Consider the following 18,243-nt stretch of genomic DNA (forward strand, 5'->3'; position numbering starts at 1 on the left):
CGATCGCCTTCAGGCGACCGGGTCTTCTTGTGTGTTACTGTTCTTCTTTCGAAGCAGCGAGTTCCGCTGCTGGCATGTTGCCGGGGTGTAAATTCGAACTCTTGCGTGCAAACGTAAAGTAAAGAACTAAACCGATAGCAAGCCAGATTCCAAAAGCAATCCATGTCTCGAGTTTCAAGTTGAACATCAAGAAGAGACATGCAGCGATTGCTGCGATTGGCACATATGGCATACCCGGACATTTGAATGCACGTGGGAGATCCGGCTGTGTCTTACGAAGAATCAAGACAGCGACAGAGATCAAGACGAATGCTGCGAGTGTACCCATGTTGACGAGGTTCGCGATGACATCGAGTGGAACGAATCCAGCGACGAGTGAACTACCAAGTCCGATCATCCAAGTCGCCTTGAATGGTGTTTGGTATTTCGGATGCACTTCGGAGAATACTTTAGGGAACATCCCGTCACGCGAGATCGCAAACGCGAGACGCACCATTCCGTATGTCATGACGAGAATGACTGTTGTGATTCCGAGAATTGCACCAAGATCGATGAATCCAGCAACCCAGTTTTGACCTGCCATTTGAATCGCAAGTGAGACTGGGTGATCGATTCCTTCGAACTGTTGATACGGTACGATTCCTGTCATGATAGCTGCAACGATGACGTAAAGGACTGTACAAACAGCAAGTGAACCGATGATACCGCGCGGCAAGTTCTTTTGCGGATCGCGGACTTCTTCAGCTGCTGATGTGACGGCATCAAAGCCGATGTACGCGAAGAAGACGATCGCGGCACCCGAGAAGACGCCTCCCCAACCAAATGGTGTGAACGGTGCCCAGTTCGTTGGTTCGACATAACCGACACCGACGACGATGAACAATACGACGACCGCTAGTTTAATGACGACCATGATGTTGTTGACACGTTTCGTTTCCTTGATTCCCATCGACAACAATGCCGTAATGGCAAAGAGGATTAAGAACGCTGGAAGGTTGAAGTATGTCTTGGCTCCTTCGACTGCTCCAGGAGCTGCTGATAAGGCTGTTGGCACATGGATGTTGAATCCTGCGAGTAAGGACTGAAAGTACCCAGACCAACCGGCTGCAACGGCACTGGAGGCGAGTCCATATTCGAGGATCAAGTTCCAACCGATGATCCAAGCGAAGATCTCTCCCATCGTTGCGTACGTGTACGTATAGACGGATCCACTGACCGGAATCGTTGATGCGAATTCAGCGTAAGCAAGAGCAGCTAGACCACAGGCGATGGCAGATAGAATGAATGATACGATAAGTCCTGGTCCTGCAGTCAATGCTCCTGTTCCTGTCAAAACGAAGATTCCGGTTCCAATGATGGCGCCAATTCCTAAAAACGTTAAATCCATCGCGCCAAGATTTCGAGCAAGTCCACTGTTTCGTTTACTTGCAGCAATCATAGCGGAAACATCTTTTTTCCGCGTCAAACTCATGATGTATTTCCCCCTGTACCTGGTATGATTCGTCCTACGGAGCGAGTCGTCCGTAAGAACTTAATCAAAAATTTACGAAGTTTTCTGATAAATTGATATAGGTCATTATACCTATTTCTATTTTGTTGAACGCTTTCATTTGTTAAACAAAAAAATTCGTACAAAAAAGATGGATGTGTAACACATGTTACACATCCATCTGACAAGCTTCAGTTTGTTAGGTTTTTAATTTGTTTTTCGGGTCTTCACCCACTCCAAAAACACTTGGTAATCCAGCTTTGTTCGTGTCACGTAGGCTTCTGACCAACGCTCGATTTGCTCTAAAAAAGCAGTGTCCGAAACACCAATGGCTTGGATGATTTCAACATCCGCATGATGTGTCAAAATTTTTTCTTTAATCCCGGCGTCCTGATCCGCCCGCGCATGGATTTTCGCGGTAATTTGACCTTGAATACACAACACGTTCTCAAGGTCTTCCTGACTTTTGATATGCTTTGCTTTTAGTTTTTTCTTATATGGCGAGCGCTCACGTACATAATATTCCTTTTTCCCAATCGTCAGGTAGCCAAGATATGGATCCTCATGTGCCTGCATCGCTTTTTGGGACGTGATGATCCGGCGTCCTTGATGAACTGTTTCTGCTTCTGGACGATAGACGGGAAGGAACAACGAAGGGACAGAAGTCTGAGCTTGTTTCATCTCTAGAATCAAATCTTCTTCCCCTCCCTCCCCCTCAATCAAGATGTAATAGCGTTCAAGACCAATCGATGCCGTTCCACTGTCTAGTTTTCGGACGATATCCTTGATTGTATAGAACGCTTCGTCACGACGATCCTCTGCGTCAATCGTCTCGATATAGGAGGACCAGGCAGACTCAATCGCTATTCGCGTCGTATCATCTATCGCTTGCATATCCGGTAATGTACAAAAACGTCTCACGCCATCCACCAGTTTCGTCCGCTCTCCCATTAATTCCTCACGTTTCTTTTCTGCTTTTTTGATCAACTTCTTGATTGGTCCTTTCGTATTATCCCGCGTAAAACAGACATCACTCGGATCTTTTCCGAGAGCGTACTTTTTTAAATCGTGTAAGTATTCCAGGACATAATTTCGAATCGCAGGAGCCGGATCGTATCCTGCCTCTTCAGCGAACAACCGGACGGAGATCGCCATGCGAATCAAATCGTATAGATAAGATCCTAAGTACCCTTCATCAAAGTCATTGACGTCGTAGATGATCTCTCCCTTCGCATTGCCATGGACACCGAAATTCTCAAAATGAAGATCTCCCTGAATCCACGTCGGTTTATCACGAGGCGTATCAAAACCAAGGGGGATTCGCGTCACGTCATAATAAAACAGATGCGAACTCCCACGGAAAAAGCGAAACGGACTCAAGCTCATCTTGTCGTACTTTTCCTGACGTGCTTGCTCATCGAGCTGACGGATTTCGTGATCGTAGAAATCAAGCACCTTCGCAATCGTCATTTGTCGAATCTCTTCATATACGGGTCGAAACATTCGATTCTCTCCCTTCCATTTGAAAAAAGAGCAGTCAAAACGAAATCGTTTGACTGCTCTTTACGTGTTACTCGAAATGTTTTTTATATTCCCCATATCCTGCCGAATCAAGCTCTTCAAGCGGAATAAATCGTAATGCTGCTGAGTTGATACAATAGCGAAGACCACCAAGTTCTGTCGGACCATCATCGAAGATATGACCGAGGTGACTATCCGCATTCGCAGAACGCACTTCCGTCCGCGTCATCCCGTGACTCGTATCGAGTTCGACTTCCATCTTGTCTTCTGAGATCGGTTTAGCGAAACTCGGCCAACCACAGTTCGACTGGAACTTATCTTTCGATGTGAAGAGTGGTGTACCATCGACGATATCGACGTACAGTCCTGGACGTTCTTCATCCCAGTATTCGTTACGGAAAGCGGGTTCTGTCCCGTTCTCTTGTGTGACTTTATACTGAATTGGCGTCAGACGCTCTTTCAGTTCTTTTTCCTTACCTTGGTCCTTCCACGCTTCCTTGATGAATTTCGCGCGACCTGAGCCGACACTATACATCTGATAACGGAACGGATTCTTTTTATAATAATCTTGGTGATATTCTTCGGCTGGCCAAAACGGCTTTTCTGGACGAATCTCTACCGCGACCGGACGCGAGAAGCGTCCTGATGCGTCAAGCGCTGCTTTCGAACGTTCAGCTGCTTCACGCTGTGCTTCATCGACATAAAAGATGGCCGGTTGGTACGATTCACCACGGTCATTGAATTGACCTCCACCATCTGTCGGGTCAATTTGACGCCAGAAGATCTCGAGTAATTCTTCGTACGTAATGACGGACGGATCGTACGTGACTTCAACCGCCTCCAAGTGACCTGTCGTTTCCGAACAGACCTCTTTATAAGTCGGGTTCTCTGTATGACCACCGGTATATCCTGAAATGACCTGCTCTACCCCATCATATTTATGGAATGGCTTGACCATGCACCAGAAACAACCACCTGCAAATATTGCTTTTGCCATCTATCTTCCCCTCCTCTGTATGTGTCTATTTTACCGCGTTCAGAGAATGGACTCGACTTTCCTGCTCATTCAATCCTCTGGGTTCGCTTTTAGACGACGCATGACGAAGTAAATCGCCGCAAAGACAAGAAGAAGTCCTCCGAGCGAATACCAGATGTTATTCAAACGATAAATCATTTGGTACAAGGCAAGCGTCACAAGCAATAATGCGATCGGTAAGAAGGCACGCTTGAAGTGGTACCAGTAATTCACGAAGATCGCCTCCTGTTTTTCTTTCATCTTACCCGATATGTCATGTCTTCTGCGAGAGGATTATTCTGCTTGACGGTACTCTTCTTCGAGATAGGTCCGGTACTTCGCTTCCCAAGCGTTTAGCGACACACGCCATAATACGATCGTTGCAATGACAAGTCCTAACGTAACCGGCCAGAACCAAATCGATACGATGCCTGCTGTCGAAGCCAGTCCGATTTTTGAAAACAGAACGTACGTCCAAATGATGGATGTGCATAATAAGATCGAAACCGGAATCGCGAATTTCCATGGAGTGAGCTCGACAGACTGTCGTCGATTGACCTTTCTTGACTGGACGACCGGGTAACGATATCCCATGAATACCATGAACAGCACTTCAATCACGAGTAGAATACCGTACCCATGAATATAGCTAATGCCATGATCCCAGCCGAACAGTTGTTTGAAACCGAAGACGAATAAGTAATACGCGAACACGTGAAAGACGATGACGATTTTCGCTGCAATCGCCGGAATTCGTTTCATGAAAATCCCCATTAATACGATGACGAGAATCGGAATGTTGAAAAAACCTGTGAATTGCCGGATCAAACTCCATAAGCCGTCCGGCGCGTACATCAAGAATGGTGCGATGACGAAAGAGATTAAAGCAACGATCGTTCCGAACCATTTACTGACACGAATCAAATGTTCATCACTCGCCTCTTTCGCAAACACCGGCTGATAGATATCGAGGACGAAAAGTGTTGCAATACTGTTTAGCAACGAGTTAAACGAACTGAAGACGGCTCCGAGTAAGACAGCCAAGAAAAATCCCATCAGCGAGACCGGCAGTAACTCCGTAATGAGTCGAGGATATGATAAATCACCGCTTGTTAGTGTGTTCCCATACAAGTGATAGGCAATGATCCCAGGAATCAGCATGAAGATTGGAACTAATAACTTTAAGAATCCTGTCATGAGGACGCCCTTCTGTCCTTCCTTCAAATCTTTTGCCCCGAGCACACGTTGAATGACATATTGATTGAGTGACCAATAAAATAAGTTCGCAAATAGGATACCCGTGAAAATCGAGAAGAACGGAACGGCATCGGTTGAGCTTCCGATTGCGTTCAGCTTCTCCGGTTGCACAGTCGCAATCGTCTTCATCCCTTGAAGTAAATTCCCGTCACCCAGTGCAATAAAGCCAAGCACCGGAACTAGGAATCCAACGAAGACGAGCCCGATCCCGTTCAAGGTATCCGAGACAGCCACCGCACGTAGTCCTCCAAAAATCGCATAAATTGCTCCGATGATCCCGACGACCCAGACGACTAACCAAAGGGATTGCGTATAACTAAGACCAAATAGTTCCGGAACATCGAATAGCTGCAAGACAGCAATCCCACCCGAATAAAGCATCGAAGGAATCGTGACGCACATATATCCGAGTAAAAAGAGTAAGACTGTCATCCGGCGAACCGTCTCATCATACCGGTGACTTAAGTATTCCGGTAACGTCGAGATACCAAGCCCGAGAAACTTCGGGAGTAGATAAATCGCCATGATGATGGCAGCAAATCCCGCCGTGACTTCCCACGCCATACTCGACATGTTTCCCATGAAGGATTGTCCATTTAGTCCAATCAACTGTTCTGCCGACAAATTCGTCAGCAGTAGCGATCCGGCAATGAAAACGCCACTTAGCCCTCGTCCCGCTAAGAAGTATTCATCGACGCCTTGTGTTTTCCCACGCGTCAATCGGTAGGATATGTAAGCAACGAGCAACATGAAAAACGCTGCAGAACCTAATGTGAAAAATAATTCAGATGTAGTCATGCGTCTCCCCCCTATTCTTTATTCATATTTCTATTTTTGAATACTTATTCATTGATTCCTTTTTTATACTTTTTCAAAACTATATTTTAGAGAACGTTTTCATTTAAGGGAATAAAAAACCACCTTCAATAGAAGGTGGTTCCGATTGCAGAAAATGGACTGACTCAAAAAAAGAATGACACGTCTTTTCACGCCCTTTCCTCATACGAGACACAAGCCAGTTTTCCCGCTCCAGTCGAGCAGGAAAACGGGTCTTGTTTGTCTCTGAAAGCGCAAAATTGCGCTTTTTCCTGTAGGAGTGGCGTGTAACGTGTCATTCTTTTTTATACCGTCAGGAGAATCAGAGAAGCGTTTTGTTCACTCGACATCGCTTCCTAGGGAATAACAAGCAAGAGCGACCCTGCAGCGAAGCGATGCTTGTCCCTGGAAAAACGATTCGAAACGAACAAAAAAGCGCAATCTTTCTCATCAGACTCATCAGAGAAAAATTGCACTTTGTCTTCAATCTCAATCACCTTCATTTATAGAAGGTGGTTCACACATTATGATTGACGTGGATGTTCCGGGAAGTCCATCTCGTCATAACGAACGATCGACGTTCGATTTTTGAATTTATGTCCTAACCAGAAGGCAAGGAATAATGGAATACCAACATACGTTGCGGCAATTCCGACCCAATCGATTTGATCCGCAAGGAATGCGGCATAGTTTTGACCGACGATGACGAGGAAACAAAGACCGAATGCGAACAGCGGACCGAATGGGAACGCTGGTGCCACATATGGTAAGTCTTTCAACGAGTGACCTTGTGCAAGGAATCCTTTACGGAAACGATAGTGACTGATTGCAATCCCGAGCCATGCGATGAATCCTGTCATACCGGAAGCATTGAGTAACCACAAGTAGACTTGTCCACCAAACATTGACGTCAAGAAACAGAGTGCACCGATTGCTCCTGTTGCGAGCAAAGCGTTACGCGGTACACCGTTTTTCGATACTTTCGCGAACAACTTCGGTGCATCTCCTTGGCGAGCAAGCGTATAAAGCATCCGAGTCGAAGCATACATACCTGAGTTTCCGGCAGATAGAACAGACGTCAAGATGACGGCGTTCATGAGTGCTGCTGAGAACGCAAGACCTGCTTTTTCAAAGACGAGCGTAAACGGACTAACCGCTACGTCCGTAATGTCATTCGAAACCAAGTTCGGACTCGTATACGGAATGAGCATTCCGATGACGAAAATCGCGAAGACGTAGAAAAGTAAGATACGCCAGAAAACTTGTTTGACTGCTTTAGGAACGTTCTTTTTCGGGTCTTCCGACTCACCCGCGGCAATCCCGACGAGCTCCGTTCCTTGGAAACTGAATCCAGCAACAAGAATGATTCCGATGACGGCAGGAATCCCACCGACGAACGGTGCATCGCCAAGAGCAAAGTTTTTAAAGCCAACCGGTGGCTCCGATGTAAAGACACCGAAAATCATCGCAACACCGACGACTAAGAAGACGATGACGGTAACGACTTTAATCATCGCAAACCAATACTCCGCTTCCCCGAATCCTTTAACGGAGAAGTAGTTCAAGCCGATCATGAGTAAGAGGAATAAGGCACTGAAATAAAATCCAGGAACATCCGGGAACCAGTACGTCATGACGATTTGTGCTGCGACGAGTTCAACTGCGATCGTGACTGCCCAGTTGTACCAGTAGTTCCAGCCGAGTGCAAAGCCGAATGATGGATCGACGAATTTTGTTCCATATGTCGAGAAGGATCCAGCGACCGGCATGTACGCTGCCATTTCACCAAGACTTGTCATTAGGAAGTAAACCATCAGACCAACGATTGCATACGATAGGAGCGCACCACCTGGTCCTGCTGCTGCGACGGAAGCACCGGACGCAATGAAGAGTCCTGTTCCGATCGCTCCACCGATGGCGATCATTGACATATGACGGGCTTGTAATCCACGTTTTAATCCTTCTGCTGTCGAATCTGTTGTTTGTTTCACATCTAGATTGTTCATTTCGTTCGCTTCTCTCTTTAATAAATTTTTGAGAGGACACTTTTTGAATGAAAAAACAAAAAGCGCCCTCATCTTCCAGATGGAAGATGAGAACGCAACATAATAAAATGGATGCGCCTCATTCTACCGTCGTGAAAGATAGCTCTCCACAAGTAGGTGATACCAGACTTGTGACAGTATTAGACCTATTTGATCTAATCCCAATCGATCATCTTCAAAGCGATGATTGATTTCGGCAATTCTTCCTTTCAGGTCACCTCATCTGTCGCTTGACGACATCCGTAACCGTACTCTTAAGAACTGCAACCTCCATCCCACTGGTTGAGTGAGAACTGAATTAAGTTAGTTATTACTACGCCATATTACACAAAACGCCACGAAATTGTCAATTGCCTTTTTCGAATCTGGGGTAGTCGATGGTAAAAATCCGATATGTTTAGTACACTAAATGGTAGAAGTCCACTGAGAGAAAGGATGCTGCTTGCATGCCACAGGAACGTGATTTGCTAACTTATCGACTCGAGGAACAAATGCGTGTCATTCTTCGTACCCTGCGACGTGAACTTAACCGGCTATTTGAAGGAACGGCGACCCGGAGTGAATTTTTCATCTTACGAAGCCTTTCAGAAAATGGTCCTCAGCGCCCGACGCTTCTTGCGGAACAATTTGAGCTCGCGACGAGTCAAGTCACTGCTTTGACGGATAAGCTGTATAAACAAGGATATGTCACACGGACACGCTCGACGGAAGATCGTCGTTCAATCGTCCTCGCTTTGACGGATGACGGAGAACGTGCATTTCGGGATCTCGAAATCGTCCGGAAAAACTATTTACAAGATCGCTTCGGTACATTGACGGAAGAAGAGCTGGAAACGATGATTCGTGTCTTTGATAAAATTTTACTGACGATGGATGAGGATTCTCTTACTTCATCTTCTTAAAAACGGTAGATTTTCTACCGTTTTTTATTTTTCATCTAAACATTTATGCCTGTCTAACCGTTATCTAGTTGAGTATACTGGAAGTATATATATGGAAATCTGTTAGTTGGGGAGCTGGGAGGATTTGTTGTCCATCATGAATCAATTCATCATTAACTTTTGTCTACTGTTTACAACGATTACTCTCTTGTTCTTACCGTTTCGGAATCAACCGCGTATTTCATTGAACTCCAAATGGAGCATTCGACTTATACTCGGAGCAGTCTCTGGTTTGATTGCGGTCTTATTGATGTTCAATGGGATTCAAATCGATGTCGCCCGTGTTGATTTACGTATCGTTCCCGTCGCGATTGCCATGCTGTTCGGTGGTTTCCCAAGCGCCATCGTTGCTGGTGCAATGATCATCGGGACACGTTACTTTTTAACACCAGTTGATCAAATGGAAGGATTTTATTTATCGACGTTGATCATCGTCTTGTTCATCACGACGATCGGGATCATTCGTCGATTCGTCCATGTCTCGATGCGTCATTTTCAGCTTATGGTGTTGGTCGGTATTCTCTATTCGTTACCCGCCATCTACGTCCTGACGCACAGCTGGTCGACATTCTTTAAAATCTCGATTGCGTACGTCTTCTTTAATTTATTAGCTGGCTTTGTCGCTTTTCGATTGCTGACGGAATTACGCCGTCACTTCGAAAACATCCAGTATCAGCAGAAACTCGCCATGACGGATGCTTTGACAGGGCTCGCCAATCGTCGTCGCCTGGATGACTCGCTTTCGCTTGTCGGCTCGACCGACCAAGGCTATTCGCTTGTACTCATCGATATCGATTTCTTCAAGCATGTCAATGATACATATGGTCATGATGCGGGCGATGATGTGTTACGCCAACTCGGCATGACTCTCGCTTCCTTGACCCGTCCAGACGACCTCGTCGGACGGTACGGTGGTGAAGAATTTTTAATCATCTTACCAAGTACTTCGGCGAAAGAAGCGCAAAAAATAGCAGAACTAGCTCGGTTGACGGTCGCACGTAACCTGTTCCCAACAGCAGATGTACCTGATCTGCAAATTACGATCTCACTTGGGATTTCACATTCCAGTGGTTCGCATACGTCACTTGAAGCATTACAACAGGCAGATAAAGCGTTGTATTATTCAAAAGAAAGCGGACGGAACCGGAGTACGATCTATACGAAAGAACTTGCATTCCGACAAGCTTAAACTGATTGGACACTTCCGCAGGGAAGTGTCTTTTTTTTACGTCTTCATTCCGTCTCTTTAGGAAAACCGATACTCTCAACCGTTCCAAAGACGATCATCCGACTTAATTGTTCTGCCATGTATTCTGATGAATACGGTCGACCGTTTCGTAACCAAGAAATCAACAATCCTAACTGTCCACCAATGACATAGTTCAATAATAAGTCTCGATCGACGAACGTAGCTTCTTCTGTGATTTGCGGTCGAAACACAATTCGATAATTCTCTTTCAATGTATCGAGAAAACGAGAGATGAACGTTTTGATCGGTCCTTGAACGAGCATCGTCTGATAGAATAGTTCATTTTCTTCGATATGAATGAACAAACGAGCAAAATAGCGACTCACCTGCTCGACTGTCGGAAAGACAGTTCCTGTACCCGTGATCCGAATCGCTTGTTCAAGTGCTTTCATTTGCTCCTCAACGACTTGATCGAGCAAATCATACTTATCCGTATAGTGTGCGTAGAAGGTCGAACGATTCACACCTGCTCCATCCGTCAACATTTTGACAGTAATGCTCGAGAAGCTGTGCGTCTTCAGTAAACGAAATAATTCCATCGTAATACGGTCACGTGACCGTTTTGGTCGGGGATCACGGCTCTCATTCATCCATATTTCACTCCTTTTTCATCCTCTTTTCATTAATGAATCCGTTATCATCTATTTTTCCAACATTTTGTCGGAAATTGTCGGTTGTTTGTTAGCTAACGTTCCATATAATTAACTATATTAATTACTCCTCCCCCCAGAGGAGTACTTTTTTTGAATCGATTGTACACAAGAAAGGATGCTAACACACCCATGAGTATGAAAAAATTATTGATCATCAATATCGTGACACTCATCGTTTTAATCGGTGGTGGTGTTGTCGGATACTACTATTACGATCAAGCAACGAGCTATGTCAAAACAGACAATGCGAAAATCGACGGTAAGATGATAACGGTTGCGAGCCCAAGCGCTGGTAAATTAACAGACTGGTCTGCGAAAACAGGCGAATCACTTGCCAGTGGCGCAACAGTCGGACACGTCATGACGGCACAAGCTGGACAAAAACCGACGGATCTCTCGGTTTCAATGCCCTCAAAAGCAACGATCGTTCAGTCGATGGCGACAAAGAACGGCTTCGTCGCAGCAGGTACACCTCTCGCCTATGGTTTTGACTTAAACGACCTTTGGGTCACAGCGAACATCGAAGAAACAGAAATCGATGAAATCAAAGTCGGACAAACAGTGGATGTTTACGTCGACAGCTACCCGGACACGACACTTTCTGGTGAAGTCGAGCAAATCGGTATGACGACGGCTTCCACGTTCTCAATGATGCCTTCTTCAAACGGAAATGCGAACTACACGAAAGTCGCACAAGTCATTCCTGTTAAAGTCTCACTCTCGCAAGAAAAATCACTCGACATTCGACCTGGTATGAATGTGACCGTCCGCATTCATAAGGATTAAGGAGGGACGTTCATGTCTACTACCTTCTTGTTCGGATACAGTGCGTTCACGATTCTGATCATCATCGGCGTCAACTGGATTGCCCGTCGAAGTCGCCCATCCGACATGGCACTGGCGACTGACGGACCGACTCTTGAGGAATCCCTCGAGGCGGAACCGACGATGACCGTGACACCACCAGTCGCAGCACCTTCTAAACAGGTATCGACTGAAAACGTCAGTATTCCGAAAGTACTGACGGTCTTACTCATCGGTATGTTCATTGCTATTTTGAACCAAACGTTGATCAATGTCGCGTTACCGGTTCTGATCAATGACTTTAACGTGTCGACATCCACTGCCCAATGGTTGACGACGGGCTTCATGCTCGTCAACGGGATTTTGATTCCGATCAGTGCCTTTTTGATGCGAAGCTACACGTTCCGTCAATTGTTCCTCGCTTCGATGACACTGTTTTTCTTCGGATCGGTCATCTGTTCGATGGCAATGAACTTCCCGGTCATGATGATCGGTCGTGTCGTTCAGGCTGCGGGTGCTGGTATCTTGATGCCACTCGGATCAAACGTCTTCATGACATTGTTCCCACCGCATAAGCGCGGTGCTGCCATGGGAATGCTCGGAATCGCGATGATTCTGGCTCCAGCTGTCGGACCTACGATCACGGGATATGTCATCCAAAACTATGACTGGCACGTCATGTTTTATGCGATGTCGTTCTTTGGATTAGTGACGTTGTTACTCGGTACAGCCTGGTTCCGCCTGACGCAGCCACTCTCGAAACCTTCTTTCGACGCACTGGGCGTCTTATTTAGTACGATCGGATTCGGGAGTCTCCTTTACGGATTCAGTGAAGCCGGGAATGACGGCTGGGATAGCCCAATCGTCATCAGCACGATCGTCATCGGCTTAATTGGAATTGCTGCTTTTGCAATGCGTGAGCTGTCGATGGAAGATCCGATGTTGAATATTCGTGTGTTAAAGGTTCCGGAATTTTCGTTCACCCTCTTCATCAATGTCATCGTCACGATGGCCTTGTTCGGCGGGATGTTGCTTTTACCGATTTACCTTCAAAGCATTCGCGGTTTTTCACCGGTCGATTCAGGTCTTCTCCTTTTGCCCGGATCACTAATCATGGGAATCACCGGACCGATTGCCGGTCGTTTATTTGACCGCTTCGGTATTCGACCGCTCGCTATCTTCGGTTTGACGTTGATGACGTACGGGACATGGGAATTGACGCAATTAAACATGGATACGTCGTATTATTCCATCATGGGCATCTACATGCTTCGGTCATTCGGTATGGCATTCATCATGATGCCGATCATGACTGCCGGTATGAACGCTTTACCGATGAAGATGATCCCACACGGAAACGCGACCCAAAACACACTTCGTCAAGTCGCCGGCTCCATCGGAACGGCAATTCTCGTCACCGTCATGACCCGTCAAACGACGGCTCACTTGGCAGACGATGCGAATCAGTTCACGACGCTCGACCCGACGCTTTCGCAACATTTAAACGATCTTGGTCAACAGCTGGGTAGCTCCCAAGCCGCTTCAACGAGTTGGTTTACGATGCTGACGAAACAAGCGACGATCCAAGGGATCACCGATGCGTTCTGGATTGCGACCGTCTTATCTGCGCTTGCACTGATTCTGTCCTTCTTCTTGCACGGAAAAAAAGAACCGAATCTAGATTGATTGACGAAAGGGGCTGACTCAAAAGTCAGTTTCCACAAAGATAAGGGTGACAGAATGATGATCTGCCGCCCTTATCTCGTAACAAAAAGAATGACGCGTCACACGCCACTCCTACAGGAGAGAGCGCATTTATGCGCTGTCAGAGACGAACAAGACCCGCTTTCCTGCTTCAACGAAGCAGGAAAACTGGCTTGTGTCTCGCCTGAGGAAAGGGCGTGAAAAGACGCGTCATTCTTTTTTGAGTCAGCCTCTTTTCTTATACTTTACGAAAAGTTCTTCTTTGCACTTCAGCCTTAAAATCGATACACTAGGGACAATGAGTTTCATATCTAAAGGAGATGCTTTATGGTTGCCTTTCTGCAATTTTATGCGTTCATCTTTGCTTGTTGTTTTGCTTGGCAAGTTGGTCGACCATCCCCTTGGTCACAAAAGATCGTTCGTGCCTTTTTAACAAGTGTCAACGGGCTCTTCGTATTCGCACGTGCCTCGATTTCAATCTTTTTATTAGTTGGACCACTATTACTCGTCTCCTATCTTGTCTTCCCACGGTTAATCGCTTTTGAAAATGGTTTAGCAATGGTGATCAGCGTGCTCGTCATCGGACTGGTTGATCGTCTCGTCAGTCTCGTCGTCCTGCCACTCATGCGTTCCTTTTTCTTAAAACGTCAACGCGTCATGCCACAATCGGTGGAAATGGTGCTTTATACGATGGCAATGGCTGTCTTGCTCTTCATTCAGCTTCATGCTGTTCCTGGCGTTCAAATTCATGTAGCATTAACGATTTTCCTTGGTTTTACGATTTATTTCGCCCATTATCTATTTGCCCTATACCGGATTCGTCTTATGAAAAAGAAGCTAACGACTGTTGCTCAAGATCAAGACGAGGAACGAAAAGCCTCTTAATCCGAATGCAACGAAAGATGATTTCCTCACGGGAATCGTCTTTTTTTGTTTTCTGACAAATAACGTTGACAATGATAATCGTTATCATTTATAGTGAAAAAGTACTCAGTGAGGAGATGAAACGGATGCATGCCCAACAAGTGATTGAAACACGCCGGTCGATCCGGTCTTATACGGAACAACCCGTTCCGATCGAATTGGTAGAAGCATTACTCGACACGGCGATTTATGCCCCGAATCATAAATTACGAGAGCCTTGGCGCTTTGTTCTCGCAATCGAAGACGGACAAACACGGTATGTCGATGCCTTGATGGAATTACTGACAGCGCGTGGTCAATTCGAGACGAAAACGTCTGAACAACGTCAACAGGCTGAACAAAAATTACGGGAAGTCCCGGTTTATTTAACGGTACTTTGTCAGGTACAAGGGACACCGGATCAACAGCTAGAGGATACACTTGCAACAGCTGCGATGATTCAAAATCTGCAGTTGGTAGCAACAGAACGAGGTCTTGGGTGTTGCTGGAAGAGCGGAAAACACTGGTTCACACCAGAGTATGCCTCACTCGTTGACGCTTCTGAAAACGAACGCGTTCTCGGCGTCATTCAAATCGGCTGGCCTGCCATCGTTCCACCTGTCAAACCGAGAACGTCCGCAAAGGACAAGTTGACGCACTTTTAAGAGGTGCGCATTCTGCGAGCTACCCCTGCTCGCGCCAATCAAGCCCCAATTCAAAAATAAAAACGTTCCGATGACGTCTCTCTCCCCAAACGGAGACGCAATCGGAACGTTTTTCTGTATTCACACTGGTGTTTTCGTATAGACAGGCGCCTCTGGAATCGTGTCATATAACATATGGTCGACGATTCGTTTGGTCGCTTCTCCGTCCTGATACGTAAAGAACTGATTCGCAAATGTCTCGATCTTCTGTGTATCGAATTGCCCACGTTTAATCCAAGCAATGACGTCTTCGAACGTCGACACGATGGGTCCCGGTACGAACGTTTCATATGGGAAGTAGAAATCGCGTTCTGCTTTATACGACTGCAGATCGTTGACGAGAAAAATCATCGGCTTCTGCAACAAGGCAAACTCGAAGATGACAGACGAATAATCCGTAATCAGAATATCCGCAATCTGCATTAGATCATTGATGTCCGGGTAGTCTGTCATGTTAATGATTTGATCCGCATACGCATCCGGTACGACTGGTGGATTGAGAACAAACGGGTGCATGCGAAGCAAGAGGACTGTATCCGGTCCAAGCTCACGACGGAACTTCTCAAAATCGAGCTCTTGATCGTAATGTGCCGTTGTCTGTCCATTTCCTCGGAACGTCGGCGCGAGTAAGATGATTCGTTTCTTGCGCCATTCTGGATATCGGTCATACAACTTTTCTCGAACACGGGCTTGGCGTGCTGTGTTCAGTAGCTGATCCGTCCGTGGAACCCCTAATGGATAGATCCGTTTCTGCTCCATTCCGAAAGCATCCGCATATGGTGCGATACATGCTTCACCGGAAACATAGACCTTGCTATAGTTCCGGTGAATCTGGACCATCTTCAAATAATCATCATCCGGTGAATAGGATTTATCAAGCACACTATAGCCGAACTTTTTAAAGGCTCCGCAAGCATGCCATAGCTGAATGACTTCTGTCCCTTCCCGTAAGGACGACACATATACAGGGTAATAATAATCATCAATGATGAAGTAACGAGCAGTCGCTAACTCGTACGTCGCTCGCATCATATGAAAGACGTATTGAATTTGTCCCGCCAACGATTGAGGGAATCGCTTTAACAAAAAAACGTATTCATACCCTAAGTCGCGTCGTTCGAGTTCATCGTAGACGGCACGAAAGTTATCGACAAGACGATCGGAACGATACGTCGCAAAGACGACTTTTTTCGGTTGAATCGGTAGCCGTTTCGTCAACCAGTACGTCATAGCAAGCAAGTAGTGGACCGTCCGTCGTTGCAATAACCGAATTTTTTGTTTCATAGACGATTCTCCTCTTTTTCAATGCGCATCGTTACATGCACCATTCCATGACCGTCTTTCCGAACCGGTTCGTCAAATCGTTTTCAAACGCTTTATGAATATCTTCGATTTGTCGGATTTGGAATACGCCTGAAACCAGATTCGATAAATAAGCTGGAATATCAGGATGTGCTTGATACAATTCCATCGTCCGTGCGAAATCAGCCGGTGTACTCCGACTTGATCCGTAGACACGAAGTCCTTTTTCAAGAATCATCCGTGTGTTGATCGCGACGGCATCCTCTGATACGCCAAGTAACGCCATCGTGCCTTCCGGAATGATGTAGTCGATCATCTGATTGATCGCATATTGACTGCCAATTCCCCCGACACATTCGAAACCGTGGTTGAAGGAGACATCGGCTGGAATCTGGTCGATGTGGTACGTCTCGTCTGCAAACGAGAAATAATCAAGCTTCGACTGTGTTTTGCCAAAGACGAGTAATTTCGCTTCCGGATACAACTTACGTAGCAAGAGTGCTGTGATGAAGCCAAGATTCCCGTCACCCCACACTCCGAACGTCTCCCGACGCGGATGGGCAATCTTTTCGAAACGAGTCAAGGCATGGACCGATACACTGACGAGTTCAGTGAATGCCGCGACTTCAGGGTCAAGATCAGCCGGTACTTCGACAAGACGATCTGCTTTTAAGAACACATAGTCTTGCATATAGCCATCGTATCCACTCGAACGGAAACGACTCGTTCGCAAATAGTTTTCACCGATGATGTCATCTTCTTCCGTCGGTGTATTCGGAACCATCGCGACGAGTGTTCCCTTCTTGAATGTTCCACTCGGATCATGTACGACTTTTCCGATGCCTTCATGAATCATGGCCATCGGTAATTTTTTCGCCAATACTTCCGCACTACGGCTACCCGTGAAGTAGCGTTGATCCGCGTGACAAATCGACAAATACGTCGGACGCACGACAACCCGATCGGTATTCAATGACCGTTCATCATATGTCACTTCGATTTGACGCGGGGCGACGAGTTGATAGACTTGGTTAATCATTGATGAATCCGCTCCTTCAAGATAGCATTCGCAATCCGTAGGTCGTATGGTGTCGTCACTTTAATGTTGAACAGTTCCCCTGTGACGAGCGCGACATCTTCCCCTTTCAGAAGAAGAATCTTACACGCATCCGTCAAAATCGCTCGTTCTTCCGTTGAAAGCGACTCATAATGCGATTTCAACTTCGTGATCTGGAAACTTTGTGGTGTCTGCCCTTGATACATTTGATCACGAACCGGAATATCTGTGATCGTTTTACCGTTCGTTGACGCGACGATCGTATCGATTGCTGAAATGACTGTGTCGCATGAACCGAATTCTTGTGCTGCTTCAATGTTTTCTTTAATGATGCGGTGCGTCAAGAACGGACGGACAGCGTCGTGTGTGACGATGATATCTTCCTCAGACAGACCGTTTTTCTCTTCGATCCAGTTCACCGCTGCCATGATCGATTCATTTCGATCCTGTCCACCCGGTGTAATGACGAGGCGTTCATCTTTTCCGATGTATTTCTCCAAAATATCGCGCGTATAGTTAATCCAAGCAGTCGGTGTGACGATGATGATGCGGTCAAAATCCTCATGTAATAGGAATTTCTCTACTGTATGGACGATGATTGGACGTTCTCCGATCGATAAGAATTGTTTCGGTCGATCGACATTCCCCATCCGTGTTCCTTTTCCTCCAGCTAAAATGGCTGCATAAATCATCTTCTGGCGCAGTGTCTCGTTGACTCTTTCAAACGAGACGACCTGCTTCCCTCCCTTATGAAATAATCGAATTTCGGTTTTCTTTCCCTAG

At 46.2% G+C, this 18,243-nt stretch carries 16 protein-coding genes and 1 riboswitch; of the genes, 6 read left to right on the forward strand and 10 right to left on the reverse strand.

From position 1 onward, the window contains the following. Positions 1-34 precede the first annotated feature (34 nt). From bcaP to KNQ14_RS14940, 6 genes are all read right to left on the reverse strand, one after another. Positions 35-1,471 (reverse strand): branched-chain amino acid transporter BcaP, encoded by a 1,437-nt coding sequence (gene bcaP, locus KNQ14_RS14915; protein WP_195866209.1) that lies wholly within the window; start codon positions 1,469-1,471, stop codon positions 35-37. Between the two features lie 225 nt (positions 1,472-1,696). After that, entirely contained in the window at positions 1,697-2,992 is a 1,296-nt protein-coding gene (locus KNQ14_RS14920) for a DUF2252 domain-containing protein (RefSeq protein ID WP_214861574.1), read from the reverse strand. A 67-nt stretch (positions 2,993-3,059) separates the two neighbouring features. Next, positions 3,060-4,007 carry a peptide-methionine (S)-S-oxide reductase MsrA gene (gene msrA, locus KNQ14_RS14925; protein ID WP_064300483.1) on the reverse strand — a complete coding sequence of 316 codons (948 nt, stop codon included), beginning with the start codon at positions 4,005-4,007 and terminating at the stop codon, positions 3,060-3,062. A 69-nt stretch (positions 4,008-4,076) separates the two neighbouring features. Next, on the reverse strand, positions 4,077-4,259 hold the full coding sequence (locus KNQ14_RS14930) for a hypothetical protein (protein ID WP_035399267.1): 183 nt from the start codon (positions 4,257-4,259) through the stop codon (positions 4,077-4,079). 60 nt (positions 4,260-4,319) lie between these two features. Beyond that, positions 4,320-6,080 (reverse strand): solute:sodium symporter family transporter, encoded by a 1,761-nt coding sequence (locus KNQ14_RS14935; protein ID WP_214861575.1) that lies wholly within the window; start codon positions 6,078-6,080, stop codon positions 4,320-4,322. A 542-nt stretch (positions 6,081-6,622) separates the two neighbouring features. Next, positions 6,623-8,104, reverse strand: coding sequence for an amino acid permease (locus KNQ14_RS14940; RefSeq protein WP_055969897.1), 1,482 nt, complete (start codon positions 8,102-8,104; stop codon positions 6,623-6,625). A 131-nt stretch (positions 8,105-8,235) separates the two neighbouring features. Beyond that, a riboswitch (Lysine riboswitch) is annotated at positions 8,236-8,424 on the reverse strand. 165 nt (positions 8,425-8,589) lie between these two features. Between KNQ14_RS14940 and KNQ14_RS14945 the strand changes: the two genes are divergently transcribed. Together KNQ14_RS14945 and KNQ14_RS14950 are read left to right on the forward strand one after the other, a co-directional pair. Beyond that, positions 8,590-9,045, forward strand: coding sequence for a MarR family winged helix-turn-helix transcriptional regulator (locus KNQ14_RS14945; RefSeq protein WP_050677326.1), 456 nt, complete (start codon positions 8,590-8,592; stop codon positions 9,043-9,045). A 136-nt stretch (positions 9,046-9,181) separates the two neighbouring features. After that, positions 9,182-10,273, forward strand: a complete 1,092-nt coding sequence (locus KNQ14_RS14950; RefSeq protein ID WP_235515959.1) for a diguanylate cyclase — start codon at positions 9,182-9,184, stop codon at positions 10,271-10,273. Between the two features lie 44 nt (positions 10,274-10,317). Here KNQ14_RS14950 and KNQ14_RS14955 read toward each other — a convergent pair whose 3' ends face one another. Then, the gene (locus KNQ14_RS14955) at positions 10,318-10,923 is read right to left on the reverse strand and encodes a TetR/AcrR family transcriptional regulator (RefSeq protein ID WP_055969891.1); all 606 of its coding nucleotides are present in this window, start codon (positions 10,921-10,923) and stop codon (positions 10,318-10,320) included. Positions 10,924-11,115: 192 nt separating this feature from the next. Here KNQ14_RS14955 and KNQ14_RS14960 point away from each other — a divergent pair, with 192 nt between their 5' ends. The 4 genes from KNQ14_RS14960 to KNQ14_RS14975 all read left to right on the forward strand — a co-directional run bounded on the left by KNQ14_RS14960 (position 11,116) and on the right by KNQ14_RS14975 (position 15,062). After that, positions 11,116-11,772, forward strand: coding sequence for an HlyD family secretion protein (locus KNQ14_RS14960; RefSeq protein WP_035399222.1), 657 nt, complete (start codon positions 11,116-11,118; stop codon positions 11,770-11,772). 12 nt (positions 11,773-11,784) lie between these two features. After that, positions 11,785-13,476: a DHA2 family efflux MFS transporter permease subunit gene (locus tag KNQ14_RS14965; protein WP_214748314.1), complete on the forward strand. Its 1,692-nt coding sequence runs from the start codon at positions 11,785-11,787 to the stop codon at positions 13,474-13,476. 345 nt (positions 13,477-13,821) lie between these two features. After that, positions 13,822-14,379, forward strand: a complete 558-nt coding sequence (locus KNQ14_RS14970) for a hypothetical protein (protein ID WP_214861576.1) — start codon at positions 13,822-13,824, stop codon at positions 14,377-14,379. Positions 14,380-14,504: 125 nt separating this feature from the next. Then, positions 14,505-15,062 (forward strand): nitroreductase family protein, encoded by a 558-nt coding sequence (locus KNQ14_RS14975; protein WP_214861577.1) that lies wholly within the window; start codon positions 14,505-14,507, stop codon positions 15,060-15,062. A gap of 120 nt (positions 15,063-15,182) precedes the next feature. Here KNQ14_RS14975 and KNQ14_RS14980 read toward each other — a convergent pair whose 3' ends face one another. From KNQ14_RS14980 to KNQ14_RS14990, 3 genes are read right to left on the reverse strand one after another with little or no spacing between them, the layout of a single operon-like run. Next, positions 15,183-16,385: a CDP-glycerol glycerophosphotransferase family protein gene (locus KNQ14_RS14980; protein WP_082874235.1), complete on the reverse strand. Its 1,203-nt coding sequence runs from the start codon at positions 16,383-16,385 to the stop codon at positions 15,183-15,185. A 31-nt stretch (positions 16,386-16,416) separates the two neighbouring features. Next, complete coding sequence (locus KNQ14_RS14985) at positions 16,417-17,442, reverse strand: ribitol-5-phosphate dehydrogenase (protein WP_064300479.1); 1,026 nt, start codon at positions 17,440-17,442, stop codon at positions 16,417-16,419. After that, a complete protein-coding gene (locus KNQ14_RS14990; protein ID WP_056064491.1) occupies positions 17,439-18,152 on the reverse strand; it encodes an IspD/TarI family cytidylyltransferase in 714 nt (237 codons plus the stop codon). Before KNQ14_RS14990 ends, KNQ14_RS14985 begins: the two co-directional genes overlap by 4 nt. Positions 18,153-18,243: the final 91 nt, after the last annotated feature.

It is taken from the genome of Exiguobacterium sp. s161, assembly GCF_018619045.1.
Classification (GTDB): Bacteria; Bacillota; Bacilli; order Exiguobacteriales; family Exiguobacteriaceae; genus Exiguobacterium_A; species Exiguobacterium_A indicum.

Bases quoted from the DNA above. Each gene is read 5' to 3' on its own strand.
- KNQ14_RS14980 (WP_082874235.1), bottom strand. From the start codon at position 16,385: ATGAAACAAAAAATTCGGTTATTGCAACGACGGACGGTCCACTACTTG.
- KNQ14_RS14945 (WP_050677326.1), top strand. From the start codon at position 8,590: ATGCCACAGGAACGTGATTTGCTAACTTATCGACTCGAGGAACAAATG.
- msrA (WP_064300483.1), bottom strand. From the start codon at position 4,007: ATGGCAAAAGCAATATTTGCAGGTGGTTGTTTCTGGTGCATGGTCAAG.
- KNQ14_RS14965 (WP_214748314.1), top strand. From the start codon at position 11,785: ATGTCTACTACCTTCTTGTTCGGATACAGTGCGTTCACGATTCTGATC.
- KNQ14_RS14970 (WP_214861576.1), top strand. From the start codon at position 13,822: ATGGTTGCCTTTCTGCAATTTTATGCGTTCATCTTTGCTTGTTGTTTT.
- bcaP (WP_195866209.1), bottom strand. From the start codon at position 1,471: ATGAGTTTGACGCGGAAAAAAGATGTTTCCGCTATGATTGCTGCAAGT.
- KNQ14_RS14935 (WP_214861575.1), bottom strand. From the start codon at position 6,080: ATGACTACATCTGAATTATTTTTCACATTAGGTTCTGCAGCGTTTTTC.
- KNQ14_RS14990 (WP_056064491.1), bottom strand. From the start codon at position 18,152: ATGATTTATGCAGCCATTTTAGCTGGAGGAAAAGGAACACGGATGGGG.
- KNQ14_RS14955 (WP_055969891.1), bottom strand. From the start codon at position 10,923: ATGAATGAGAGCCGTGATCCCCGACCAAAACGGTCACGTGACCGTATT.
- KNQ14_RS14960 (WP_035399222.1), top strand. From the start codon at position 11,116: ATGAGTATGAAAAAATTATTGATCATCAATATCGTGACACTCATCGTT.
- KNQ14_RS14940 (WP_055969897.1), bottom strand. From the start codon at position 8,104: ATGAACAATCTAGATGTGAAACAAACAACAGATTCGACAGCAGAAGGA.
- KNQ14_RS14920 (WP_214861574.1), bottom strand. From the start codon at position 2,992: ATGTTTCGACCCGTATATGAAGAGATTCGACAAATGACGATTGCGAAG.
- KNQ14_RS14950 (WP_235515959.1), top strand. From the start codon at position 9,182: ATGAATCAATTCATCATTAACTTTTGTCTACTGTTTACAACGATTACT.
- KNQ14_RS14975 (WP_214861577.1), top strand. From the start codon at position 14,505: ATGCATGCCCAACAAGTGATTGAAACACGCCGGTCGATCCGGTCTTAT.
- KNQ14_RS14985 (WP_064300479.1), bottom strand. From the start codon at position 17,442: ATGATTAACCAAGTCTATCAACTCGTCGCCCCGCGTCAAATCGAAGTG.